The 24,605-nt window shown below is 72.3% G+C and carries 19 protein-coding genes; 15 read left to right on the plus strand and 4 right to left on the minus strand.

What is annotated here, in order from left to right:
* The first annotated feature begins 22 nt into the window (after positions 1 to 22).
* From D0D28_RS09690 to D0D28_RS09705, 4 genes are read left to right on the plus strand one after another with little or no spacing between them, the layout of a single operon-like run.
* Positions 23 to 1,531, plus strand: a complete 1,509-nt coding sequence (locus tag D0D28_RS09690) for a TNT domain-containing protein (protein WP_116110407.1) — start codon at positions 23 to 25, stop codon at positions 1,529 to 1,531.
* Positions 1,531 to 3,639, plus strand: coding sequence for an ADP-ribosylglycohydrolase family protein (locus tag D0D28_RS09695; RefSeq protein WP_116110408.1), 2,109 nt, complete (start codon positions 1,531 to 1,533; stop codon positions 3,637 to 3,639). The genes D0D28_RS09690 and D0D28_RS09695 overlap by 1 nt, the downstream gene beginning before the upstream one ends.
* Complete coding sequence (locus D0D28_RS09700) at positions 3,606 to 5,390, plus strand: ADP-ribosylglycohydrolase family protein (RefSeq protein WP_116110409.1); 1,785 nt, start codon at positions 3,606 to 3,608, stop codon at positions 5,388 to 5,390. Before D0D28_RS09695 ends, D0D28_RS09700 begins: the two co-directional genes overlap by 34 nt.
* A 5-nt stretch (positions 5,391 to 5,395) precedes the next feature.
* The gene (locus tag D0D28_RS09705; RefSeq protein ID WP_240323147.1) at positions 5,396 to 7,243 is read left to right on the plus strand and encodes a TNT domain-containing protein; all 1,848 of its coding nucleotides are present in this window, start codon (positions 5,396 to 5,398) and stop codon (positions 7,241 to 7,243) included.
* Here the strand turns inward: D0D28_RS09705 and D0D28_RS09710 are convergent.
* From D0D28_RS09710 to D0D28_RS09720, 3 genes are all read right to left on the minus strand, one after another.
* The gene (locus tag D0D28_RS09710; RefSeq protein WP_116110411.1) at positions 7,240 to 7,632 is read right to left on the minus strand and encodes a hypothetical protein; all 393 of its coding nucleotides are present in this window, start codon (positions 7,630 to 7,632) and stop codon (positions 7,240 to 7,242) included. The two genes, D0D28_RS09705 and D0D28_RS09710, sit on opposite strands and share 4 nt — an antisense overlap.
* Positions 7,633 to 7,704: 72 nt before the next feature.
* Positions 7,705 to 8,994, minus strand: coding sequence for a sensor histidine kinase (locus D0D28_RS09715; RefSeq protein WP_094003305.1), 1,290 nt, complete (start codon positions 8,992 to 8,994; stop codon positions 7,705 to 7,707).
* Between the two features lie 34 nt (positions 8,995 to 9,028).
* On the minus strand, positions 9,029 to 10,462 hold the full coding sequence (locus tag D0D28_RS09720; protein ID WP_116110412.1) for a CCA tRNA nucleotidyltransferase: 1,434 nt from the start codon (positions 10,460 to 10,462) through the stop codon (positions 9,029 to 9,031).
* Positions 10,463 to 10,593: 131 nt separating this feature from the next.
* Here D0D28_RS09720 and D0D28_RS09725 point away from each other — a divergent pair, with 131 nt between their 5' ends.
* From D0D28_RS09725 to D0D28_RS09765, 9 genes are all read left to right on the plus strand, one after another.
* The gene (locus tag D0D28_RS09725; RefSeq protein WP_162830491.1) at positions 10,594 to 11,118 is read left to right on the plus strand and encodes an NUDIX hydrolase; all 525 of its coding nucleotides are present in this window, start codon (positions 10,594 to 10,596) and stop codon (positions 11,116 to 11,118) included.
* The gene (locus D0D28_RS09730) at positions 11,115 to 13,244 is read left to right on the plus strand and encodes a DUF6049 family protein (protein ID WP_116110413.1); all 2,130 of its coding nucleotides are present in this window, start codon (positions 11,115 to 11,117) and stop codon (positions 13,242 to 13,244) included. The genes D0D28_RS09725 and D0D28_RS09730 overlap by 4 nt, the downstream gene beginning before the upstream one ends.
* Before the next feature lie 355 nt (positions 13,245 to 13,599).
* Positions 13,600 to 15,435, plus strand: coding sequence for a murein biosynthesis integral membrane protein MurJ (gene murJ / locus D0D28_RS09735; protein WP_116110414.1), 1,836 nt, complete (start codon positions 13,600 to 13,602; stop codon positions 15,433 to 15,435).
* A 79-nt stretch (positions 15,436 to 15,514) separates the two neighbouring features.
* Positions 15,515 to 17,104, plus strand: a complete 1,590-nt coding sequence (locus tag D0D28_RS09740; RefSeq protein WP_116110415.1) for a protein kinase family protein — start codon at positions 15,515 to 15,517, stop codon at positions 17,102 to 17,104.
* Between the two features lie 10 nt (positions 17,105 to 17,114).
* Entirely contained in the window at positions 17,115 to 17,750 is a 636-nt protein-coding gene (sigM, locus tag D0D28_RS09745; protein WP_094003369.1) for an RNA polymerase sigma factor SigM, read from the plus strand.
* Positions 17,747 to 18,511, plus strand: coding sequence for a hypothetical protein (locus tag D0D28_RS09750; protein ID WP_116110416.1), 765 nt, complete (start codon positions 17,747 to 17,749; stop codon positions 18,509 to 18,511). The genes sigM and D0D28_RS09750 overlap by 4 nt, the downstream gene beginning before the upstream one ends.
* Positions 18,512 to 18,612: 101 nt before the next feature.
* On the plus strand, positions 18,613 to 19,605 hold the full coding sequence (gene trxB, locus D0D28_RS09755; RefSeq protein ID WP_094003311.1) for a thioredoxin-disulfide reductase: 993 nt from the start codon (positions 18,613 to 18,615) through the stop codon (positions 19,603 to 19,605).
* Between the two features lie 35 nt (positions 19,606 to 19,640).
* On the plus strand, positions 19,641 to 19,967 hold the full coding sequence (gene trxA, locus D0D28_RS09760) for a thioredoxin (protein ID WP_094003312.1): 327 nt from the start codon (positions 19,641 to 19,643) through the stop codon (positions 19,965 to 19,967).
* A gap of 203 nt (positions 19,968 to 20,170) precedes the next feature.
* Positions 20,171 to 21,304: an N-acetylmuramoyl-L-alanine amidase gene (locus D0D28_RS09765; RefSeq protein ID WP_094003313.1), complete on the plus strand. Its 1,134-nt coding sequence runs from the start codon at positions 20,171 to 20,173 to the stop codon at positions 21,302 to 21,304.
* Between the two features lie 78 nt (positions 21,305 to 21,382).
* Here the strand turns inward: D0D28_RS09765 and D0D28_RS09770 are convergent, their stop codons facing one another.
* Positions 21,383 to 22,030 carry a GNAT family N-acetyltransferase gene (locus tag D0D28_RS09770; protein ID WP_027933192.1) on the minus strand — a complete coding sequence of 216 codons (648 nt, stop codon included), beginning with the start codon at positions 22,028 to 22,030 and terminating at the stop codon, positions 21,383 to 21,385.
* Positions 22,031 to 22,210: 180 nt separating this feature from the next.
* Here D0D28_RS09770 and D0D28_RS09775 point away from each other — a divergent pair, with 180 nt between their 5' ends.
* Together D0D28_RS09775 and D0D28_RS09780 are read left to right on the plus strand one after the other, a co-directional pair.
* On the plus strand, positions 22,211 to 23,524 hold the full coding sequence (locus D0D28_RS09775) for a PLP-dependent aminotransferase family protein (protein WP_094003314.1): 1,314 nt from the start codon (positions 22,211 to 22,213) through the stop codon (positions 23,522 to 23,524).
* A gap of 51 nt (positions 23,525 to 23,575) precedes the next feature.
* Entirely contained in the window at positions 23,576 to 24,526 is a 951-nt protein-coding gene (locus tag D0D28_RS09780) for a D-alanine--D-alanine ligase family protein (protein ID WP_094003315.1), read from the plus strand.
* Positions 24,527 to 24,605: the final 79 nt, after the last annotated feature.

A 24,605-nucleotide genomic window follows, 5' to 3' on the forward strand; every position in this document is an offset into this window, starting at 1 on the left:
TACAGTGAGCGGCACTACGGAGATGCGCAGGGAGGCGACGGCAAGCATGGAGCCGCACCGTCCGTTGCTCGTGCGCGTCGGCACGCTCGCCCGTGCCGACGCGCCGTCCGGATGGGAACGGATCGAGCTGCACTTCCGCCAGGTCGGCGACCACACCGAGCTGGAGCCGATCGCGTTCACGCGCGGCTCCGGCCACGCCTACCCGGCACCGGCCGAGCTGACCGCGGTGTTCGGCGAGTTGCGCGACGCCATGTACGAGCCGGGCGTGGGCGCCTGGCTGCAGGCCCGCTACGCGCTGCACCCGTCCGGCGAGTTCGACCTGGACGTCAGCACCACCGCGCGACCGTGGTGGCAGACCCCGCCGGATGACCTCGCCGCCGCGCTCGAGGCCGAACTGAAAGCGTTTCCCCGCGACCCGGAGCACCTGCCGGACTGGTGGCGCCGCGCCGCCGGACTGCCGCTGGGCACGAAGTTCCGGCACGCCCGCGTGGTCGACTCCTACGCCGACGGTGACGCGCCCGTCATGGGCCGTCCGCCGGTGCCCACGGACGAGGTGCCCGCGCTCCTGCGGTACCTGGAACGCCAGCCCGCGGTGCTGGTCGGCAGCGGTCTCGGGCCGGACATCTTCAGCGGTGGCACCGAATCCGACGTGCCGGAGAGCTACCACACCGACGGCACCTGGATCTGGCACGCGTCGGTGCCGCACTACCTGCGCAAGTACGGCACGCCACCCGAGCCGGACTTCCTCACGCACATCCGCGACCAGGACTTCCAGCCGCCGTACGTCGACAAACTGACCCGGCGCACCGCGGCCGACCACCTGCTCGGCCGGTCCCGCCCCAAGGCCGATCCCGGCGAAGCGCTGCCGACCACCGGGGACATCGCCGCCGAGCTGGAGACCCGCACCGATCCGGCGCTGGAGGACCCCGCGCTGCTGGTGGTGCTGGCGCAGCGGCTCGCGGAGCACGGCGTGTGGCCCGCGGCCTACCGGCTGGCGTCGCGGGCCGACGGCGCGTGGTGCCTCAACCCGACCGACCGCGGCTGGGAGGTCGCGCGCTACGCCGGTGGGGCGCCGGTGCGCCCGCAGTACTTCGAGCGCGCCGAGGACGCGGCGCAGCACCTGCTCGGCGCCCTGCTGCTGCACCCGGCGCGGATGACGGGCGGTGCCGAGACGCCGCTGGAGACCTCCGCCGAACTGGCGGACTGGCCGATCCAGCCCGCCGAGGGTGACCCGCCGCTGACCCTGCTGCGCAACAAGCGCGTGGTCCGCCTGCCGGCCGGCACGGTCGTGCTGCGCTTCTACGACGAGAGCGGCAACCTGGTCCACCACGACGAAACCCGCTTCGCCGCGACCTCGCTGCCGATCGAGCGGGATCGCGAGGAGCGGCGCTACCGGCTCCGGCGCACGCTCGCGGTCGTGATCGGCGTGGCGATCCCCTGGGCGAACCTGCCCGGCGGGGGCGTCGCGTACGTCCTGCCGAAACCGCTGAGCGAGCACGTGGCCGACGGAAGCCTGGAAAGGATCGAGTAGTGGAAGCGGCAGAAGCGGTCGCGAAGGTCGAGGAGTGGCTGCGCGAGGTCCACGGGCCGAGCGCGGACCTGCGCGTCGACCAGGCGAACCTCGTCCGGCGCCCGGAAGGCTGGTACGTCCCCTACAACTCGGCCGCGTTCCTCGACGGCGGCGACCCCGGCGAGCGGATCGTCCCGCCCCCGGCCCTGATCGTGCGGGACCCCGAGGGCGATCTGCGCCACGCGTCCCCGATCTTCGGCGGGCTCAGCATTCCCGCCCAGTACCCGGGCCGCGACCACTGGGCCGAGATGGTCGACCCCGAGTACGCCGGCTCCGGCCTCGGCCGCCTCGGCGTGCCGCTGGCGGCGATCATGGGCTGGCGGCGCTACCTGCCGGACGGCACGGAAACCGGCGAGACCCGCGCCAACCCCGAGTACCGGACGGGGCCGAGCCGCCGGGGCTACCCGATGCCGTGGACCACGCTCGACTCCCTCGTCGAGTTCCGCCACGTCGGCTGGCTGGACCAGCGGAAGTTCGTCCTCGGCCTGCTCGAGGAGAGCATGCTGGTGCCGCTGGCCGACGGCCGCGTGCGCCACCAGTCCACAACGGACGGTCGCCGCCGGGTCGAGCTGTGGACGTCGTCGCGCTTCTTCCCGCCGGGCAGCCGGGAGTGGTTCTGGCTGGACCCGGTCACCCTCCTCAGCCACGTACCGGAGGCCGACCTGGTCATCCACGGTCCGTGGCAGCTGCCGGTCGAGGTCACCACCGAGGAGATCCGCGCGGCGCACGCGGAGTTCCCGCGCTACAGCGACAAGATCGAGGTCACCGGCGAGTGCGTGGAGGCCTCGGCGGACCTGACGCGGTGGGCCACCGACACCGCGGCGCGGATCGGCCTGCCCGAGCCCGTCGAGCCGCCGGTGGATGCCGGGGACAGCGCCCGCGCCCACGGCTTCGAGCTGACCGGGGACGAGTGCTACCGGGTGGTCACGGGACGCTCCTGGGTGCGGCGCATGGCGATGGCGCTGCCGCCACGGCCGCCATACGACCCCGCCGCGTTCGGCCTCACCCCCGGGTACGACGACGACGGCAGGCCCACGTTGCGCGTCGATTCGTTCGGCAAGTTCGCCGACGTCGGGCAGGACACCAACTTCAGCTGGCAGCGGCTGCTCGGCGCGTACGTCGGCTTCGCGCTCGGCGAGGCTCTCGGCGCGCCGGTCGACCGCCTCAGCCGCGAGGAGATCGTGCGCGCGCACGGTCCGGACCAGCTGACCGATCTCTCCGCGCCGGGGCGGATCGGCCCGCTCACCCAGCGGCTGCTGTTCCTCACCGAGGCCGTCCTGCGCGGCGGCGCCGACGCGGCCCGCGAGGCGACCACCCGGTGGCTGCACACCCAGGGCGAGACGGTGCCGGGCATCGACGGGTGGCTGCCGAACCTGGACGAGCTGCACGCCGTCCGCGACCCCGATCCGGCCGACCTCCGCTCCGGCCCCGCGGTCCTGCTCGGCGCCCTGCCCGGGGTGCTGACCATCGGCGGCCGGGGCGAGGTGCCCTTCGGCGCGTCCGAGGCGGCGGTCCGGGCCTTCGCGGCGCTGCCGGAATCGGACGAGGGCGACCTGACCTTCGCCGTCTTCCTCGGCCTGCTGTTCGAGCGTTCGCTGGAGCGCGAGTTCAGCCCGGCGTTGTGGGTGTCGGCCGGTGCCGTGCTGCGGGACCGGGAGGGCCCCGGCTGGGACGCGGTGCGTGACCTGGCCGCGCGGTCGCTGATCGCCATTCCGGAGCAGGGGATGTACTACCTCCCCGACCCGGAGGAGGTCGGCGACGGCCGCGACACCCCGTCCGTCCTGGGCCGCGCGCTCGCCGCGGTGACCGGGTTCGAGAACAACCCCGAGGTCGCGCTGCTGCGCGCGGTGAACCACTCCGGGCGCAGCGCGCTGACCGGGGCGATCGCCGGTGCGCTGGTCGGCGCCCGCAACGGCGTGCCCGGCCTGCCGCCGAAGTGGGTGGACCAGCTGGAGCTCAAACCGCTGATCGAGCGGGTCGTCACCGACGTCACCCGCCGGTTCGAGGGGATCCCGGAGGGGGAGGAAGGACAGCGATGGCTTCGGCGCTATCCGGCGATCCGGCCGTGACGGTGCAGCACTTCACCGACTGGAAGACCGTGCTGGACCCCGAGTTCCGGCGCAACGAGTTCCCCGGGCTCGCCACACCTGAGCCGGCGATCGTGCGGTGGATCGAGGTCGACGAGCGCGAGCAACCGACCGGCAACGTCCGGGAGAACCCCGCGCACCGGCCCGGTCCGGAGTGGTTCGGCGGTCCGAAGGCGACCACGCCCGCGGCGAAGCTGATGGGCATGCGCCGGGTCGGCTGGATCGACGACGCGACCCTGCGGCGGCAGCTGCTCGACTGCGAGGTCCTCGTTCCGCTGGGCGGTGACGGCGAGCCCGTCCGCAGCCGAACCCGCGACGACCGGGTCGTCATCCCGGCCTACAGCGCGACGGTCACGATCCCGGCCGGCATCCACCGGTGGCGCCGGATCCGGCCGCGTGACCTGCTGCGGCCCGGCTCGGGAGAGACCCGGCTGGACCTGGATCCCGGGCACGCCCTGTCCATGGCCGTCGACTTCGCGGAGGAGATCAGCGGCATCGAGCCCGAGCCGGGTCGATATGCCGACGAGGTCGCGCCCGAGGTTTCGCCGCACGTCACCGAGCTGGCCACCCGCCTCGGCGCCGAGTACGAGCTGGGCGGCGAACTGGTCGTGAAGCGGCTCACGGCGGTCGCCGGCTGGGCCCGGAAGAACGGGTACGAACTCAGCGCCGACGAGTGCGAGCGCTACGCGCGTGCCTACGCCCGGTGGGTGCGCAACCTGCGGCTGCGCCACGACGGCCAGCCCGTCGAGTGGCCCGCCGACCTCGCCGGGAACGGCCTGGTCAACCACTACGACGACAGCGGACGGCCCGCGCCGCGGCCGTGGACGATGGGCAAGTTCCAGGACACCGGCACGCCGTCGGGGTTGTTCGCGTGGCACCGCGTCGTCGGCGCCTACGTCGGGTTCGCCGTCGGGGAGTGCCTCGCCCTGGGCAACGGTGACGTGCTCGGCCCGATGACCCGGCAGATGCTGCGGCACACCGAAACCGTCCTGCGCGGCCTGCCGTTCATGAACGCCACGGGCGACCTGCCGCCCGGGTTCCCGCCCGCGCCGAAGCCGGACAGCTGGCTCGCGGTCGCGCTCGGGGCCGGTCCGGAGGCGCCGCCGAACCCGCTCACCGCCGTGCTCGCCGCGACCATGACCGCCGGCCTGGAGCTGGAGAGCACCGGCCTGCCGTACCAGCTGACGGTGGCGCGGGCACTGACCGGCGCCGACGGCGAGACCGCCACCGCGATCGAACTCCTCGTGCGGATCCTGAGGAAGGTGCTGGTCAACGGCGAGCCGCCGTGGCCGTTCCACGCCGTCCTGGGCGAGTTGCGGAAGTCGGGGCAGGCGCCGTTCGACGAGATCGCCGCGATCGTCCTCGCGCTGCGCGACGGCCGCGACATCCCGGACGCCGAGCAGATCGAGACGCTCGGCGACCCGGCCGGCCCGCTCGCGGTGGCCGGCCGGGCCGTGTTCACCGCCGCCAAGCGGCACCACGACCCGTTCGCCGCGATCCAGGTCGCCGGCCTGCAGTCGGCCGACCCGCCGCTCACCGCCGCGCTCACCGGAGCGCTGATCGGCGCCCGCGTCGGCGTGCCCGGCCTGCCCGCGGACCTGGTCGGGGCGCTGACGCCGCTGGGGCTGCTGGACAACCTCGCCAACGACGTCTACCTGTACTTCAACCTGTACGGCGTCGCGCGGAGCAGGTCGTTGCAGGAGACCTGGCCGCAGCGGTATCCGAAGGACTGACGGTCGTGCGGTATCGAGTGGAGTTGGCGGAGCGGCCGGACGGGCTGTACGCCGTGTGGCAGGGGCGCGTCTTCCCGGCGCAACGCTCCAGCGCGGACGGCACCGTGCTGCTCGTGACCCCGCCCGGCGAGGACGCTCCGCCGGACTTCGACGAGGAGTACTCCGGGCGCCCGGCGAAGGTCCTGCCGGAGGCCGAGGTCGCCGCGACGTTCAGCCTGCAGACGCACTGCCTGTTCGACGACGACATCTACCGCGTCGCCCCGGGCGAGGGGCTGACGCTGCGCTGGAACGGCACCGACGAGGTGCGGGCGCAGCAGCTCGGCCTGCATGAGTTCAGCGTCGAGGCCACGGAAGCCGAGATCACCGCGATCTGGCAGGAGCGGCACGACTTCGCCGCCGGTGCGCGACAACTCGGCGCCGGGGATCCGCAGGAGCTGGTGCGCCAGATCGCGCGGCTGCTGCGGGACGTCGTGCCGGACGGCTGGGAGCGGATCGCCGCGCAGTTCCGCCAGGTCGGGGACTACGCGGAGATCGAGATCCGGGCGGCCGGCGAAGGCGAGTCGGTGTCGCTGCCCGCGTCGCCGCGGCTCGGGCAGCTGTTCAGCGACCTGCGGGCCGCGATGTACCAGCCGGGCGTCGGGACGTGGTTCAAGGGCACGCTGACGCTGGTCGCGCCCGCCGAGTTCACGTTCGACTACGACTCCGCCGCCGAGCCGAACTGGCGCCAGTCACCGGCGGGGCGTCCGACGGCCCGGGCGTACGAGGCGGAGCTGGAGCACTTCCCACGGGACCGCAAGCAGGTCCCGGACTGGCCAGCCGCGAAGGCCGGGCTGCCGGTGGACGTGGCGTTCCGGCACGCGGCCGTCGTCGACGGGCCCGGCGAGCCGCCCGTGGTCAACCGGCAGGCCCTGCCGCCGGACGAGGCCCGCGCGTTGTTCGACTACCTCTACCGGGCGCCCGTGGCCGTGGCCCGGCCGAACCGGCTGCCCGACCTGTTCGCGCCGGCGATCCCGCCGGACGTGCCCGACGCCTTCCACACCGACGGGGTGTGGATCTGGGCCGCGGCGGTGCCGCACTACCTGCGGAAATACGGTCTGCCGCCGCAGCCGGAGCTGGCCGCGCACGTGCGGGCGCAGGGCTACCGGGTGCCGACCGTGCCGGCGCACGTGCTCGCCGCGGCGGAGGCGGAGCTGCTGGGCAGGCCGCTGCCGCCGCAGCCCGAGGCCGGTGAGGTGGACGCGGTCACGCTGACCGACCGCGGCGGCGACCCGCCGTACGGGCTGCGGGCGTCGGAGGTGCTGGCCGTGCTGGAGCGGCGGCTGGCGGAGTACGGGATCGCGCCGTCGGCGTACCGGATCGGCGCGCGGGCCGAGGGGGCGTGGAGCCTGCGGCGGACGGAGTCGAGCTGGGAGGTCACCGGCCCGGACGGCGCGGAGCCGGCGGCGTTCGCGCGGGTCGAGGAGGCGGCGCGGTTCCTGCTCGGATCGCTGCTGCTGTACCCGGTGCGCGTGGTCGACGACGAGGGCGACTGGCCGATCGCGCCGCTGCGCGGTGAGCCGCCGCTGACCTTCTACCGCGCGAAGCGGCTGATCACGCTGCCCGCCGGAACGGTGTTGGTCCGGTTCGGCGGCGAGGCCGGAAACCTGGTGCACGACGAGACGGCGCGGTTCCCGGAGACGTCGCTGCTGCCGGAGCGGGAGGGTCAGCGGGCGCGGTACCGGGTGACGCGCGCGGTCCGCGTGCTGACCGGCGTGACCCAGCCGTGGGGAACGATGCCCGGCGGGGCGGTGGCGTACTTCCTGCCGCACCCCGTCGGGCACCACGTCGAGACGGGCGGGTTGGAGCGGCTTTAGCGCTTGCTGCTCTTGATCAACGCAGTCAGCTGGTCGAACCTCGCGTTCATCTGGTCGACGACCTGCTCGAACCGCCGGTCCACCTGCTCGAACCGCCGGTCCACCTGCTCGAACCTCGCGTCCACCTGCTCGAACCGCAGGTCCACCTGCTCGAACCTCGCGTCCACCCGCGCGAAGCCCTCGTCCACCTTCCGTTCGAGTCGATCCAACCGAGCGCCCTGCTCGAGCTGGGTTTCGCGCAGCGCGTGGAGCACCGTGATGTGCCCTCTCAACTGAGCTGAGACGTCGCCGACTTCCTTCGAGGCTGCGACGGCGAGCACACGGGCTTCGCGGGCGGTCTCCAGTGCTTCGATGGCGAGCCTCCGGGTGTCCTTCTGTTCTTCGGTCATGCGCGGCAAGTTATCCACCCGGAATCAGCCCCTTTCAGCGCGAGCGCGCCATACCGCGCGATACCCCGTCAATCATCGCGGCATCCAGAGCGTCACGCGAGTTCCGCTGCCCGGGCTCGACTCCACCCGCGCCTGGCCGCCTGCCTCCGCGAGGCGCGCCGTGATCGACTCGCTGATGCCGAAGCCCGGCGGGCGGTCCGCCTCGTCGAAGCCGGCGCCGTGGTCGCGGATGATCACCGCCACCCCGCCGTCCCGCTCCTCGGTCCGGACGACGACCCGGTCGGTTCCCGAGTGCTTCAACGTGTTCCGCAGCGCCTCGCGGGCCGCGTCGCGGATGGCGGCCTGCCGGACCTCCGTCAGGGTGTCCGCGTCCAGCTCCGCCATGACCAGCTGGGCGCGCAGGCCATCGCGGGCCATTTCCGCGGCCAGGGCCGCCAGTTTCTCCCCGAGGGGGCCGCTGCCTTCCGCGCCTTCGATCGTCTGCCGCACCTCGATCGCCTGCGCGCGGGCCAGCCGTCGCACCTCGCTCAACTGGTGTTCGCTGCTGCCGGAGCCGGGCAGGGCGATCGTCTCCAGCGTCTGCAGCACCGTGTCGTGCAGCATCCGGTGCTGCCGCGCGCGCTCCGCCTCACGGCCGTGCCGGATGCCGTACGCCAGCGCCAGCCGCGTGCCGAGGCCGAGCAGCACCAGCGCGCCGGTCGCCGTCACCAGAACGCCGACGATCGTCCCGACCCCGGCGAAGGCTTGTTTCACGTTGAACACGCCGCTGTTGAGCCACCACGCCACCCCGGCGAGCGGGATGCTCACCAGCATCAGCCCGAACCCGTACCCGAGGCCCAACGCCAGCGTCAGCAGCGCCACCCCACCCAGGAGGTGCTTGCCCGGCACCGCCATCGCCGTCGCGAAGGCCGGCGACGGCACCGTCGCCGCGACCACCACGTTGGCCGCGAGGGTGAACACCACGTCGAGCACCAGCAGCCGCGCCGCACCGCGACCGTGGAACGGCGCCGACCGGAACAACCACCGCAGCCCGTACAGGTTCAGGGCGATCGAGCACACCGCGACCGCCACCACCGGCGCCACCCCGCCGTGCCCGGCCGCGAGGAACGCCACCAGCGACCCGGCCACCGCCAGCACGCGGTACACCAGCGGGACCATCGCGACGTACCGGGTGGCGCGGAGCAGCAGGTTGTCCCGCGCCGCGAGGTCGACCGGCCCCGCCATGCGCCGCATCCGCGCCAGCGGGGACACCGGCGCCGGATCGGCGATCTCGTCGTCCAGCCCGCCGGTCGCACCGGCCATCGCGGGCGCGCCGCGCCGCAGCAGGGTGCCCAGGTAACTCGCCGCTCGCGGTGGGGACATCACGACCTCCCGGTCGTCTCGACGCCCCCTGAAGTTACAGCCCGTTCTCCGCGGCCCAGCGGCGCAACTCGGCGACGGCCTCGTCGTGGTCGAGCGGTCCGCGGTCCAGGCGCAGCTCCTTCAGGTGCTTCCACGCCTTGCCGACCATCGGGCCGGGCGGCAGGCCGAGGATCTTCATGATCTCGTTGCCGTCCAGGTCGGGCCGCACCTTGGCGAGGTCCTCCTCGGCCTGGATGCGCGCGATCCGCTCCTCGAGCTCGTCGTAGGTGCGCTGCAACGCGGCCGCCTTGCGCTTGTTGCGGGTCGTGCAGTCGGCGCGGACCAGCTTGTGCAGCCGCGGCAGCAGCTCACCGGCGTCGGTCACGTACCGGCGCACGGCCGAGTCGGTCCACTCGCCCTTGCCGTAGCCGTGGAACCGCAGGTGGAGGAACACCAGCTGGCCGACGTCCTCGATGACCTGCTTCGGGTACTTGAGGGCGCGCAAACGCTTGCGGGCCATCTTGGCGCCGACCACCTCGTGGTGGTGGAAGCTCACCCCGCCGCCCGGCTCGAACCGGCGGGTGGCCGGCTTGCCGATGTCGTGCAGCAGCGCGGCCAGCCGCAGCACGAGGTCCGGCTCGGCGTCCGGGTCGTCCCGGCGTTCCAGCGCGATCGCCTGCTCCAGCACGGTCAGCGAGTGCTGGTAGACGTCCTTGTGCTGGTGGTGCTCGTCGATGGCCAGCCGCATACCGGGCACCTCGGGCAGAACGTGCTCGGCGAGCCCGGTGTCCACCATCAGCTCCAGCCCGCGCCGCGGGAACCGGCCGAGCAGCAGCTTCGACAGCTCGGCCTGCACCCGCTCGGCGGTGATGCGCTGGATCTCGCCGGCCATCTCGGTCATCGCGGTGACCACGCGCGGCGCCGGTTCGAACCCGAGCTGGGCGGCGAACCGCGCGGCCCGCAGCATGCGCAGCGGGTCGTCGGCGAAGGACTCCTCCGGGGTCGCGGGGGTGTCGAGCACCTTCCGGCGCAACGCATCCATGCCGTCGTGGGGGTCGACGAACTGCTTGGTCGACAAGTCGATCGCCATCGCGTTGACCGTGAAGTCGCGGCGCTTGAGGTCACCCTCGATCGAAGCCCCGAAGGTCACCTCGGGATTGCGGCTGACCCGGTCGTAGACGTCCGCGCGGAACGTGGTGATCTCCAGCGTCGAGCCGCGCTTGGTGACGCCGACGGTGCCGAAGGCGATCCCCGCCTCCCACACCCCGTCGGCCCAGCCGCGGACGATCTTCAGGATCTGCTCCGGGCGTGCGTCGGTGGTGAAGTCCAGGTCGGCGGACAGGCGGCCGAGCAGCGCGTCCCGCACGCTGCCACCCACCAGGTACAGCCGGTGCCCGGCCTTCGCGAACAGCCCGGCCAGCTCGTCGGCCAGCGGCGAGATCCGCATCAGCTCGGTCACCGCGTTCCGCTTCGCGGTCAGTTCGTTCACCGGGATCGAACCGCCTCGGGGGTGGACTCAACCATGACAGACACGAGGAACCAGCCTACCCATCGACCAGGAGTGAACAGTCAACTACGCAGTAGCGGCCGGAATCGGCCGCCACGCACTAGCATCGCAGCATGTCTGGATCGGCCGGTCGCTCCGGCGGCGGTAAGCCGCGACGCCGGTCGCGACGCCGCCGCGGCCGGCGGATGACGACCTCCGTGGAGACCTCCGCCGGCGGTCTGGTGGTCGACCCCGCCCGGGAGAACGCGGTGCTCATCGGCAGGCTGGACCGCCACGGCAAGCTGCTGTGGTCGCTGCCGAAGGGCCACATCGAGGACGGCGAGACGATCGAGCAGACTGCGGTGCGCGAGGTGAAGGAGGAGACCGGGATCTCCGCGGACGTGCTGCGGCCGCTGGGCACCATCGACTACTGGTTCGTGGCCGAGCGACGGCGGGTGCACAAGACGGTGCATCATTTCCTCCTGGAAGCCACCGGCGGCGAGCTGTCCGACGAGGACTCGGAGGTCACCGAGGTGGCCTGGGTGCCGATCGCCGATCTGGAGACCCGGCTCGCCTACACCGACGAGCGGTCCCTGGTGCGCAAGGCGCGGGAGCTGTTCGACGACGACACGCGAGCGACAGAAGGAGCGTCGGAGTGAAGCGGTTCGCCGCCACCGGGTTGGTTGCGTTCCTCCTCGCGATGTTCGTCCCGGTCACGGGGAGTGCCCAGACCGAGGCACCCAGTCGGCTCCGGCTCGACGTGGCGCAGGTCAACCCGCGCGTGATCACCATGAACTCGGTGACGCTCAACGTCACCGGCACCGTCACCAACGTGGGCGACCGGCGGATCAGCGACCTGCAGGTCCGGCTCGAGCTGGGCGAGCGGCTCACCACCGAGCGCCAGGTGCGCACCGCGATGAGCGGCGCGGCCGCGGCCGCCGCGTCGAGCACCGACTGGGTGGACGTCGAGCCCGCGACGCTGGATCCGGGGGAGAGCGCCCAGCTCAGCGTCACCGTCCGGCTCGACGGCACGCGCGGCAACCTGCGGGTGAACAGCGCGGGCCTGTACCCGCTGCTGGTCAACGTCAACGGCACCCCGGCCTACGGCGGCGCGGCCCGGCTGGCGTCGATGAGCATGCTGCTGCCCGTCCTGTCCGCGCCGGGCAAGAGCGCGACCGGCCAGAACAGCTCGCCGGCCCCGTTCACGATGCTGTGGCCGATCGCCGACACCCGGCCGCGGATCGTGGCCGCGCCGCTGGGGGGCACCGCGGTGCTGTCCGACGACGTCCTGGCGACCGAGCTGCGTCCCGGCGGGCGGCTGTACGGGCTGGTCGAGTCGGCGGCCGCGGTCCGCGACGACCCCCAGCTCAGCCGCGCGCTCTGCTACGCCATCGACCCCGACCTGCTGGACACCGTGGACGCGATGTCCCGCGGCTACCAGGTCCGCACCGGGACCGGGACCGTCGGCGGAACGGGCGCGGAGGCCGCGAAGACGTGGCTGCGGTCGCTGCGGGAGCTCGTCACCGGGCAGTGCGTGGTCCAGCTGCCCTACGCCGACGCCGATCTGACCGCGCTGACCAAGGTCCGCGGCGGTGACCTGCTGCCGTTCGCGCTGGACACCGGCGCCCGGGTGCAGGAGCTGCTCGGCGTGACGCCGCAGAACGGCGTGCTGTGGGCCGACGGCGCGCTGGACCAGAGCACGCTGACCGCGCTGAGCGCCGCCGGTGTGCGCACCCTGATCACCGACCCGGTCGACTCGTCGACCGGCAGCCAGTCGTCCGGCGCGGTCACGCTGGACGGCACCGCGCTGCGCGCCCAGCAGGTCGACTCGCTGGTCCTGTCCGGGCTGGCCGGCACGTCCGGCAGCACCGAGGTGACCGCCGCCACGCCGGTGGACGACCCGGACATCGCGACCCAGAACGGCCTGGCCGCGCTCGCCTTCCGCGGCGGCCTCGCCGGTGGCACGTCCCGCCCGGTGCTGGTCGCGCCGCCCCGCCGGTGGACGGCGACGCAGGACGAGCTGACCGGCTTCCTGCGCAACGTCGGCGACTTCGTGGACCGGAACATGCTGGCCCCGCAGCCGCTGCCCGCGTTGCTGGCGACCGCGAGCACGGGCAGTGCCCGGATGAGCTACGACTCCGAAGACCTCGCCACCGCGACCCCGACGTCGGTCACCGACGAGATGTCCTCGATCGAGACCACGATGACCGACCTGCAGGGCGCGATGCAGATCGACCCGGCCGCCCAGGTGGAGCCGGCCGAGCTGCTCGAACCGCTGCGGTTCGCGCTGGTCCGCAGCACGTCGGGGGCCTGGCGCGCGTGGCAGGGCGCCGCGGAGGCCTCGGCCGCCGACGCCCGCGCCGAGCTGGACGGCCTGCTCGGCCGCGTCACGGTGGACACCCCGCCGGTGCCGATCTCGATGGCGTCCGGGTCGGCGCCGCTGCCGGTGTCGTTCAACAACCGGCTGCCGGTGCAGATCGCGGTGCGGATCCAGCTGAGCAACACGCCCGGCCTGCGCGTCGAGCAGGTGCCGGACCGCCTGGTGCCGGCCGGCCTCGGCGGCAGCGAGCGGATCCCGGCGGAGGCCCTGCGCGCCGGTGTGTTCAACCTGACCGTCTCGCTGACCACCCCCGGCGGCACGCCGCTGGGCAACCCGGCGCGCTTCGAGCTGCGGTCCAACGAGTACGGCGTGGTCACGCTGGTCCTCACCATCGCCGGCGCCGCGGCCCTGGTGCTGCTCTCCGCGCGGCAGATCTACCGTCGCGTCCGGGCCCGCAAGGCCTGACCGACTACTCTGGGGCACCAGAACCGGACCGGCGAGGATTGGGCGCGCGTTGGACAGAGACCCGGGGTGGCCACCCGAGCGTCCCGCCGACCGCGGACCACGGCGCCCGCCGCCGGATCGCGCTCGGCAGGAGCAGACCCGCCGGATCCCGCCTGCGGCGAAGGGCAAGCCACGGCCCCCGCAGGTGAACCGCCAGCAGGGCCAGCTGCCACCGCCGCAGCCGCCGCAGCCGCCACGCCGTCAGCCACCGCCGCCGGATCGCAGGCAACCGCCGCCGACCGGCCGCCAGGCCCCGCCCGACCGCCGCCAGCCGGTGCGGCCGTGGCGTCAGGAGCGGCCGCGCCACCAGGACAGCATGCCGTTCGGTGCGCCGCCGTTGCCGCCGAACGACCCGGACGCGACCATGCTGATCCCGCGGATCAGCGGCGTGCAGGGCGGCAACCGCTGGCCGGTGGCAGACCCGGACGTGCTGCGCCCGTACGACGCGCTCGCGACGCGGATGATGCCGCGGATCTCGACCTCGCCGTCGACGTCGTTCGGCGAGGGGCCGGGGCTCGACGCCACCGGGTTCATCCCGCCGGTCGAGGCGCCGGAGAAGCCGGCCGCGCCGTCGGCGGCGAGGTCCAGCAGCCGGATCGCGATCGCGTCGCTGATCAGCCGGATCACCGGGTTCTTCTGGAAGATCATGCTGGTCTGGGCGGTCGGCACCAGCGTGGTGAACGACTCGTTCAACATCGCCAACACGCTGCCCAACATCGTCTTCGAGCTGCTGCTCGGCGGCGTGCTGAGCAGTGTCGTGGTGCCGCTGCTGGTGCGGTCGCAGGACGACAAGGACGGCGGTCTGGCCTACACGCAGCGGATGCTGACCGTGGCGTTCGTGCTGCTGGTGATCGGCACGATCGTCGCGGTGGCCGCCGCGCCGTGGCTGACCTCGCTGTACCTGGACGGCGACCCGGGCAAGACCAGCTCCGAGCTGACCACGGCGTTCGCGCGGCTGCTGCTGCCGGAGATCCTGTTCTACGGCCTGTTCGCGCTGCTGTCGGCGATCCTCAACGCCAAGCAGATCTTCGGGCCGCCGGCCTGGGCGCCGGTGGTGAACAACCTGGTCGTGATCTTCACGCTGGCCGTGTTCATGCTCACCCCGGGTGAGATCACCTGGAACCCGGTCGAGATGAGCCAGCCGAAGCTGCTGCTGCTGGGCATCGGCGTAACCATGGGCATCGTCGTGCAGGCCGTCATGCTGGTGCCGCCACTGCTGCGCACCGGGTTCCGGTTCAGGTGGCGCTGGGGCATCGACAAGCGCATGAAGGAGTTCGGCGGGCTCGCGCTGTGGATCCTCGGTTACGTCGCGGTCAGCCAGATCGGCTTCACCGTCAACACCCGCGTGCTGACCAGCGGTGACCCGGGCGGTGTGACGATCTACTCCAACGCCTGGCTGCTGTTCCAGCTGCCGTACGGCGTCATCGGCGTCTCGCTGCTGACCGCGATCATGCCGCGGCTGTCGCGCAACGCCGCCGACGGCGACACCCGCAAGGTGGTCGCCGACCTGTCCTACGCCTCCCGCATCTCCACGGTGATGCTCGTGCCGATCGCCGCGGTGATGTCGGTGATCGGCACCTCGGTCGGTGTCGCGTTGTTCAGCGGCGGGGAGAACTCGACCGCGGACGCGTCGCGGCTGGGCGAGGCGCTGGCCATCTCGGCGTTCGGCCTGCTGCCGTACGCGCTGGTCATGCTGCAGCTGCGGGTGTTCTACGCGATGAAGGACGCCCGCACGCCGACGCTGATCATGGTCGTGATGACCCTGGTCAAGATCCCGCTGCTGTACCTGTGCCCGGTGCTGCTGTCGGACCAGAACATCGTGCTCGGCGCGATGATGGTGAACTCGCTGACGTTCGTGGTCGGCGCGATCATGGGCCAGGTCTGGCTGTGGGTGAGCCTGGGCAACCTGCGCAGCAGGCGCGTGCTCGGGGTCATCCTGTTCACCGTCGTGGCCAGCGGGCTGGGCGTGCTGGCCGCGATCGCGGTCGGCTGGGTGGTCCCGGACCTCGGCGAGCGGCTGACCGCGTGGATCAAGCTGATCCTGCAGGGCATCGTCGGCCTGGGTGTGTCGTTCGGCGTACTCGCGCTGCTCAAGGTGGACGAGCTGGCGCCGGCCACGAAGAGAATCACCCGTTTGATCAAGCGCGGGTAACGAACCACTCACGGATAACCCTGTCTCACCCCACGTGTTCACGTACCCTCGATCTCAGACGCGGGAGAGAGAGCGTGGGGTGAACGAGAAGCGGAGCGAGCAGTCCGGTCCGATCCGGACGGGCGTCCGCGCGAGGGGAGGCTCCCTCGCGCCGGGCAGCGTCGTCGGAGACGGCCGGTACCGGTTGCTCGCCCAGTTCGGCATCGACGAGCGGGCGGGCGCCCACCTGTGGCGTGCGCGGGACGGCCAGCTGCGGCGGGACGTCGCGCTGACGCTGCTCGTCGGCGACCCCGCGGACGCCGAAGCCGCACGTCAGGCCCGCAAGACGCTCGAGCGCGCCACGCACGCGGCCAAGTTCAACCACGAAGCGGTCGCCCGCGTGCTCGACGTGCTCACCCTCGGCAACGGCATCACCTCCGGTGAGGGCCTGCTGGGCGTGGTGGTCACCGAGTGGACCAAGGGCACCGACCTGATCGACCTGGTCGCCGACCGGCCGGTCCAGCCGCTCGCCGCGGCGCGGATGGTGCAGCGGCTCGCCGAGGCCGTGGAGCGGGCCCACCACTCCGGTCTCGTGCTCGGCCTGGACCACCCGCAGCGCCTGCGCCTGACCACCGAGGGCTCGCTGCGCCTGGCCTTCCCCGGCCCGCTGCCGGACGCGACGCTGCGCGACGACGTGAAGGCCATCGGCGGCATCCTGTACCTGCTGCTCACCGGTCGCTGGCCGCTGCCGGGCGGGCCGGCCGCGATCCCGGCCGCGCCGCACGCCCCGAACGGGCGCCTGGTACCGCCGCGCTCGCTGCAGCCGTCGGTGCCGCAGGAGCTGTCGTCGCTGGCGGTGCGCACCGTCGAGGACGGCGGCCCGGGCGGCATCCGCACCAGCGCGGCGATCGTGCGCGCGCTGGAGATGGCCGCCGAGGCCGAGGAGCGGACCCAGCTGATCAAGGCCCAGATGGAGGCCGACGGCGACGGCACGATCTGGACGACGAAGAAGCCGGTCAAGGACCGCGCGCGGCGGCGCAAGCTCGCGCTCGGCGTCACCGTGCTGGTCGTCGCGGCGGTCGCCATCCTGGCCTGGCTCGGCATGCTGGCGATCAGCTTCTTCCAGGACGACCCCAGCTCGGGCGGGCCGCCGATCAACGTGGCGAACCCGACCCCGACGGCGTCCGCCTCGGCGTCGGTGAACCCGTCGCCGAACCCGCCCCCGTCGACCGGTGGGCAGGCGCAGATCGGCGCTGCGGTCGGGCCGGAGAGCGTGACGGTCTACAACCCGGACGGCAACGGCGACAACACCAGCCGCGCCCGCAACACCGTGGACGGCGACCCGGGCACGATCTGGCGGACCGACCAGTACCGGCAGCAGTTCCCGGCCATCAAGGAGGGCGTCGGGCTGCTCGCGAGCTTCGACAAGCCGATCAACCTGGCGAAGATCACGGTGGCCGCGGACAGCCCGGGCACCTCGATCGAGGTCCGGGTGGCCGACTCGCGCAACCCGGAGCTGGCCGACACCCGGGTGGTCGGCACGGCCACGCTGAACGGGCAGACCACCGACATCACTCTTCCGCAGCCCCAGCAGGCGCAGTACGTGATCATCTGGATCACTCAGCTGAGTGACACGGACAAGGGCTACCAGTCCCAGATAGGCGAATTGACCTTCCTGCCCGCCCAGTAGTGTGCTGCGGGTGACCGCAGCTGCACCAACGGACGCCGACCTCATCGCGGCGCACGCGTCGGGCGACCCGCACGCGTTCAGCGAACTGGTCCGGCGGCATCGGGACCGCATGTGGGCGGTGGCTCTGCGCACCCTGCGCGACCCCGAGGAAGCCGCCGACGCCCTCCAGGACGCCTTCATCTCCGCCTTCCGCGCCGCCGCGAACTTCCGCGCCGAATCCCAGGTCACCACCTGGTTGCACCGGATCGTGGTGAACGCGTGCCTGGACCGGGTCCGGCGCAGGCAGGCCCGCCCGACGGTGCCACTGCCCGAGACCGGCGTGAACGAACCGGCGACCCCGCGCGACTCGATGGCCGACCGGGAGACCCGGCTGGTCATCAAGGAGGCGCTGGCGCAGCTGCCGGAGGACCAGCGGATGCCGATCGTGCTGGTCGACGTCGAGGGGTACTCGGTCAGCGAGACCGCGCGGATGCTCGGGATCGCGGAGGGCACGGTGAAGAGCCGGTGCGCCCGGGGCCGCGCCAAACTCGCCAAAGTTCTCGGCCATCTCCGGAACCCGGATGCAATAGCGAACGTCCCAACTTCCGAAAGCAAACGGGAGCGCGGCGGCCGGTCTGGGGCACAGCGCGAGAGGGAGGGACGATGACGGACGAGAGTCGGGGGATCGAGGCCGCCGGCCCGCCCTGGTCTGTCGACCTGCTCGCGGACCTGCACGCCGGCGTCCTGGACGACGACGAAGCCGCCCGGTTGTGGCCGCGGGTGCAGGCCGATCCCGAGGCGCGCGCGATCATCGAGGCACTGGAGGCGACCACCGCCGACCTGGCCGGCTTGAGCGCGGACGTCCCGCCGATGCCCGCGGAGTACGCCGCCCGCCTGGACGCGGCGATCGCCGAGGAGGCCCGGCGGGCGTTCCCGCAGCAGCAGTCCGGCGTGGCGCCGGTGGTGAGCCTGGACGCGGCCCGCCGTCGCCGCAACAAGCGCATCGGCTGGATCAGCGGGGTGGTGGCCGTGGCCGCCGCCGCGGTGGCCGCCGTCGCGATCGCCATCCCGAGCGGCACCTCGCCGTCCCCGGGCGGCAACGTGGCCGCGCCGCCGCCGGGCCAGAGCGACGCACAACCGCCGCTGAACCTGCGCAGCGACCAGACCGCGAGCGCGGTCGGCCAGCTGCAGGGCACCTTCGACTACGGGCCGCTGGGCAACGCCGACGCGCTGCAGGCGTGCCTGACCGCCGCGGGCTTCGCCGACACCGCCAAGCCGATCGGGGTCCGCCAGGGCTCGATCGACGGGCAGCCGGCCGTGCTGACCCTGCTGACCACCGGTCAGCTGGCGAAGTTCCGGCTGGTCGCGTTCGCCCCGGCCTGCGGCGCGAACGACGCCGGGGTGCTGGTGGACAAGGTGATCGGGTAGGCGCGTTTTACGTCACGGGCGACGCGTGTCACCTCGGGAACACCGGACCCTACGATCGTGTTGAGCCTGGTACGCAGGTCACGACGAGCGGAGGTCTACGGGTGGCAGCGGAAAACGTTCGGAACCTCATCATCGTGGGGTCGGGTCCGGCCGGGTACACGGCCGCGGTGTACGCCGCACGTGCCCAGCTCGAACCGCTGGTCTTCGAGGGTTCCCAGTTCGGCGGCGCACTGATGACCACCACCGAGGTCGAGAACTACCCCGGTTTCCGGGACGGCATCCAGGGCCCCGACCTGATGGAGGAGATGCGCAAGCAGGCCGAGCGCTTCGGCGCGGAGCTGCGCGCCGAGGACGTGGAGAAGCTCGAGCTGGAGGGCGACGTCAAGTACGTCACCGCCCACGGCACGCGCTACGCGGCCAAGGCCGTCATCCTCGCCATGGGCTCGGCGGCGCGCTACCTGCACGTGCCCGGTGAGCAGGAGCTGCTCGGCCGCGGTGTCTCCGCCTGCGCCACCTGTGACGGCTTCTTCTTCCGCGACCAGGACATCGCCGTCCTCGGCGGTGGCGACTCCGCGATGGAGGAGGCCACCTTCCTGACCAAGTTCGCCCGATCGGTGACGATCGTGCACCGGCGCGAGGAGTTCCGCGCCTCCAAGATCATGCTCGAGCGCGCCCGCGCCAACGAGAAGATCAAGTGGGCGCTGAACAAGCAGGTCGTCGAGGTGCTGGGTGACACCACCGTCGCCGGCCTGAAGCTGGCGGACACGGTCACCGGCGAGGAGTCGGTGCTCGACGTCACCGGCTTCTTCGTCGCGATCGGCCACGACCCGCGCAGCGACCTGGTCAAGGGCCAGGTCGAGCTGGACGCGGAGGGTTACGTCCTGACCAAGGGCCGCACCTCCTACACCAACCTGCCGGGCGTGTTCGCCGCCGGTGACCTGGTCGACCACACCTACCGGCAGGCCATCACCGCCGCCGGCTCGGGCTGCTCCGCGGCCATCGACGCCGAGCGCTGGCTGGCCGAGCACGCCGGCAACCCCGACGCCGAGGTCGCGCCCGAACTGGTGGGCGGCGGCTACGGCTCCGCGAACTGACCGACCGCAAGCCCGTACCGAACTAGGGAGATGAAATGTCCGACACCGTCAAGGTGACCGACCAGTCCTTCGCCGACGACGTGCTGACCAGCGACAAGCCGGTTCTCGTCGACTTCTGGGCGACCTGGTGCGGGCCGTGCAAGATGGTCGCCCCGGTGCTCGAGGAGATCGCCGCCGAGCACAAGGACAAGCTGACCGTCGCGAAGCTGGACATCGACGAGAACCCGGGCACCGCCCGCGACTACCAGGTCATGTCGATCCCGACGCTGATCCTGTTCCAGGGCGGCAAGCCGGTGAAGCAGATCGTCGGCGCCAAGCCGAAGGCCGCGCTCCTGTCGGACCTGTCCGACGTGCTCGCCTGACGCAGGCAACCTCGACCCGGGGGTGAACGTCTTCTGGAGACGGGCCCCCGGGTTTTTCCATGCCACCCGCCCGGATGACGCACCGACCGGCCCTGCGCGGTCACGGAGAGTTCTCAGGGCAGAATGGGTACCCGAGGCTAGCCCGATATCTGTTTGTGCCGCATCGGTTTTCGATCGATGCCCAAGGAAAGAGCGAGGAGTGCATGCGGGTGCTCCGCCGCGGCGACGTCGGGGACGACGTCGCTGAGATCAGGTCGATGCTGGCCTCGATCGGACTGCTCCGGCCGGACGCCGGCAACCTGTTCGACCACGAGGTCGAACGGGCCGTCCGCGGCTTCCAGCAGCGCCGTGGCCTGCTCATCGACGGTGTCGTGGGCCCGGCCACCTACCACGTGCTGCGCGGCGCGACCTTCCACCTGGGCAGCCGCCCGCTGGCCTACCTGATCTCCTCGCCGGTGCACGGCGACGACGTGTTCGCGCTGCAGGACCGGCTGACCGAGCTGGGCTACGACGCGGGCCGCCCCGACGGCGTGTTCGGCCCGAAGACCGAGCAGGCGCTGCGCAGCTTCCAGCGCGACTACGGCCTGGTCATCGACGGCATCTGCGGCCCGGCGACGGTCCGCGCGCTGCGTCAGCTCTCGCCGCGTGCCCGCGGTGGCCGCCCGGTGCTGCTGCGTGAGCAGGAGCAGGTCCGCCAGTCCGGTCCGCGTCTGCGGGGCAAGCGCATCGTCATCGACCCCGGTCACGGCGGCGCCGACGCCGGGGTGGAGATCGGCGGCCTGCGTGAGGCCGACATCGTGTGGGACCTGGCGCGCCGGCTGGAGGGCCGGATGAAGGCCACCGGCATGGAGGCGCTGATCTCGCGCGGCCCGGACCACGGTCCGGCCGAGGCCGAGCGCGCCGCGTTCGCCAACAACGCGGGCGCCGACCTGTTCCTGTCGCTGCACTGCGACAGCAACTCCTCGCCGCACGCGCAGGGCATCGCGTCGTTCCACTGGGGCAACGGGCTGGGCACCACGTCCACCGTGGGTGAGCTGCTGGCCGGCTACCTGCAGCGCGAGGTGGCCGCTCGCACGGGCCTGCTGGACTGCCGGACGCACGCCAAGACCTGGGACATCCTGCGGCTCACCCGGTGCCCGGCGGTGCGGATGGAGATCGGCTACCTGAGCAACCCGGGCGACCGCGCGAAGCTGTCCGACCCGGCGTTCCGCGACATCGTCGCCGAGGGCATCCTGATCGCCGTGAAGCGGCTGTACCTGCTCGGCGAGGGCGACCAGCCGACGGGCACCTTCACCTTCGCCGACGTGCTCGCGCACGAGCTCGCCAAGGCCGAATAGTCACCGACACACAGGGGTTGTCCACAGGAAGCTGTGGACAACCCCTGCCTTGTGGACGGTTTCTGTGGATAACTCGGCTCAAGCGCGCGCGGTACTCGGCTCCGCGGTCGTGATGGTCACCTGGCCCAGGAGCCGTTCGAGGGCCGCTTCGACGTCTTCCTTCCAGGACAGCGCCGAGCGGATCTCCAGGCGCAGCCGGGGCCACTTCGGGTGCGGCCGCACGGTCTTGAACCCGACCGCGGTGAGGAAGTCGGCGGGCACCACACAGGTGTGCCCGAGCAGCTCGTTGTCGGCGTCGTCCGGGCTCGCGTCGCCGAAGGCCTCGATCGCCCGCACCCCGCGGCGCGTCATGTCCTTGGCGACCGCCTGGACGAGCGTGCGACCCAGCCCGCCGCCGCGGAACTCCGGCAGCACCTGGAAGCTCGTCAGCAGCACCGCGTCCGCGCTGGGCGGCGACGTGGGGAACGCGACCGAGCGCGGCACCAGGTTCGGCGGCGCGTACAGCACGAACCCGACGGGCAGCGAGTCGCTGTAGATGATCCGGCCGCAGGAGCCCCACTCCAGCAGCACCGAGGAGACCCAGGCCTCCTTTTCGACCTCGGTCTGGCCGAACTCCTCCGCCTGCGCGCGCAGGTGCGGCGCGAGCTCCCAGTACACGCACCGGCGGCAGTTCTTGGGCAGGTGTTCCAGGTTGTCGAGGGTGACGCCCACGACTCGACGCGACACCTGATCCCCTCCCCGGATTCGCGGCGGCCGGCCTGAGGTGAGGCAGGGCGTGGCGGATCGCCACAGCCTGCTCGGCCGCATCCGAGGATAGGCGCCTGTGACCCACGCCGAAAGGCCGGGAACATCACAAGGACGAGTGGTTACACTCGGGAAACTGACCATCCGACAGAGCGAAGTGCGATGACTGCGAATCCACCCGAGCACACTGGCCGCCGAGACCTCGATCCCCACCTCGCCCGTTACGCCGCCCGCACGGCCGGCATGACGGCGTCGGAGATCCGAGCTCTCTTCGCGGTGGCCAGCCGCCCCGAGGTGGTCTCGCTCGCCGGCGGCATGCCGAACCTCGCCGCGCTCCCGCTGGACAGCCTGTCCTCGCAGGTCGGGGAGATCATCGCGGAGGACGGCCTGGCCGCCCTGCAGTACGGCTCCGCGCAGGGCGTGCCCGTGCTGCGCGAGCAGATCTGCGAGGTCATGGCGCTGGAGGGCATCAACGCGCACTCCGACGACATCGTGGTGACGGTCGGCTCCCAGATGGGCCTGGACATGGTCACCCGGCTGTTCTGCGACCCGGGCGACATCGTGCTGGCCGAGGGCCCCTCCTACGTGGGCGCGCTCGGCTCGTTCGCCGCCTACCAGGCCAAGGTCGTGCACGTCGTGATGGACGACCAGGGGCTGGTGCCGGAGGCGCTGCGGGAGGCCCTCGCGCAGGCCGAGAAGGCCGGCCAGCGGGTCAAGTTCCTGTACACGATCCCGAACTTCCACAACCCGGCCGGCGTCACGCTGGCGGTCGAGCGGCGGGCCGAGATCCTCGCGATCTGCCGGGCCCACGGCGTGCTGGTGGTCGAGGACAACCCGTACGGGCTGCTCGGCTTCGACGGCCAGACCTACCCGGCGCTGCGGTCGCTGGACCCGGACAACGTCGTGTACCTGGGCTCGTTCTCCAAGACGTTCGCCTCCGGCCTGCGGGTGGGCTGGGTCCTGGCGCCGCACGCGGTGCGGGAGAAGCTGGTGCTGGCGGCCGAGTCGGCCACGCTGTGCCCGCCGACGTTCAACCAGCTGATCGTGTCGCGATACCTCGCCACGCACGACTGGCAGGGCCAGATCAAGACCTTCCGCGAGAACTACCGGGAGCGGCGGGACGCGATGCTGTCCGCCCTGGAGCAGCACCTGCCGGCCGGCTGCAGCTGGACGAACCCGGACGGCGGGTTCTACGTGTGGGTGACGGTGCCGGAGGGTGTCGACACCAAGGCGATGCTGCCGCGCGCCGTCACGGCCCGGGTCGCGTACGCGTCCGGGACCGGTTTCTACGCCGACGGTTTCGGCAGCAGGCAGATGCGGTTGTCGTACTGCTACCCGACGCCCGAGCGGATCAAGGAGGGCGTGCGGCGCCTGGCCGCGGTGCTCGAGTCCGAAATGGACCTGGTGCGCACGTTCGGTAACGTCAGCATGCGCGCGATCCCCGGCCCGGAGACGCCGGCGCCGGACACGGCCTGATCGCCGCGCTGCTGAGTCCTATTTAGACTGTTGATTGAGGAGAGTGCCGGCGTGGTTATGCCGACCGTCGCCGTTCTCGCGGGCGGGCTTTCGCATGAGCGCGATGTCTCGCTGCGGTCCGGCCGCAGGCTGTCCGCCGCGCTGCGGGAGCAGGGACTGACCGTCGTGGAGTGGGACACCGACGCGGGCCTGCTCGACCGGCTGCGGTCCGAGCGGCCCGACGCGGCCGTCGTGGCGCTGCACGGTGGTCAGGGGGAGAACGGGTCGGTGCAGACCGTCCTGGAGATGCTGCGGGTGCCGTACGTGGGCACCAGCTCGCACGGGTGCCGCCGGGCGTGGGACAAGCCGACCGCGAAGGCCGTGCTGTCCGCCGCCGGGTACGCGACGCCGGACTGGGTCGTGCTGCCGCACAGCACGTTCCGCGAGCTGGGCGCGCAGGGCGTGCTGGACGCGATCGTCGACCACCTGGGCCTGCCGCTGATCCTCAAGCCCGACCAGGGTGGCTCCGCGCTCGGCGCCCAGGTCGTGCGGGACGCCGCCGAGCTGCCGGCCGCGATGGTCGGGTGCTTCGCCTACGGCGACACCGTGCTGGCCGAGCGGCTGATCGAGGGCGTCGAGGTCGCGGTGGGGGTCGTCCAGCGGGACGGCGAGCCGGAGGCGCTGCCCGCGGTGGAGATCGTGCCGGAGAGCGGTGTCTACGACTACACCTCGCGCTACACGGCCGGACTGACCGACTTCTTCGCCCCGGCGCGGCTGCCGGAGGAGTCCGCGAAGGCGGTCGGCGAGCTGGCCGTGGCCGCGCACAAGCTGCTCGGGCTGCGGGACATCTCGCGGACCGACGCGATCGTGGCCGCCGACGGCACGGTCCAGTTCCTCGAAGTGAACTCCTCGCCGGGGCTCACCGAGACGTCGACCGTGCCGATGGCGATCGAGACCGCGGGCACGTCGCTCGGGGCGGTGTTCGCCGATCTCGTCGCGCGGGCGATCCGCCGATCCGCCTGAGGCGCTTCCGGAAACCACTGAGGGCCACCTTCCCGAGCGGGAGGTGGCCCTCGGTGTTGTCAGATCAAATCATCACCGT

Origin of the sequence: Amycolatopsis ruanii (assembly GCF_003385175.1) — a bacterium.
In the GTDB taxonomy this organism is placed as follows: Bacteria; Actinomycetota; Actinomycetes; order Mycobacteriales; family Pseudonocardiaceae; genus Amycolatopsis_E; species Amycolatopsis_E thermalba.

Bases quoted from the DNA above. Each gene is read 5' to 3' on its own strand.
- murJ (WP_116110414.1), top strand. From the start codon at position 13,600: ATGCCGTTCGGTGCGCCGCCGTTGCCGCCGAACGACCCGGACGCGACC.
- trxA (WP_094003312.1), top strand. From the start codon at position 19,641: ATGTCCGACACCGTCAAGGTGACCGACCAGTCCTTCGCCGACGACGTG.
- D0D28_RS09765 (WP_094003313.1), top strand. From the start codon at position 20,171: ATGCGGGTGCTCCGCCGCGGCGACGTCGGGGACGACGTCGCTGAGATC.
- D0D28_RS09725 (WP_162830491.1), top strand. From the start codon at position 10,594: ATGTCTGGATCGGCCGGTCGCTCCGGCGGCGGTAAGCCGCGACGCCGG.
- D0D28_RS09700 (WP_116110409.1), top strand. From the start codon at position 3,606: ATGGCTTCGGCGCTATCCGGCGATCCGGCCGTGACGGTGCAGCACTTC.
- D0D28_RS09710 (WP_116110411.1), bottom strand. From the start codon at position 7,632: ATGACCGAAGAACAGAAGGACACCCGGAGGCTCGCCATCGAAGCACTG.
- D0D28_RS09715 (WP_094003305.1), bottom strand. From the start codon at position 8,994: ATGTCCCCACCGCGAGCGGCGAGTTACCTGGGCACCCTGCTGCGGCGC.
- D0D28_RS09690 (WP_116110407.1), top strand. From the start codon at position 23: ATGCGCAGGGAGGCGACGGCAAGCATGGAGCCGCACCGTCCGTTGCTC.
- D0D28_RS09775 (WP_094003314.1), top strand. From the start codon at position 22,211: ATGACTGCGAATCCACCCGAGCACACTGGCCGCCGAGACCTCGATCCC.
- D0D28_RS09750 (WP_116110416.1), top strand. From the start codon at position 17,747: ATGACGGACGAGAGTCGGGGGATCGAGGCCGCCGGCCCGCCCTGGTCT.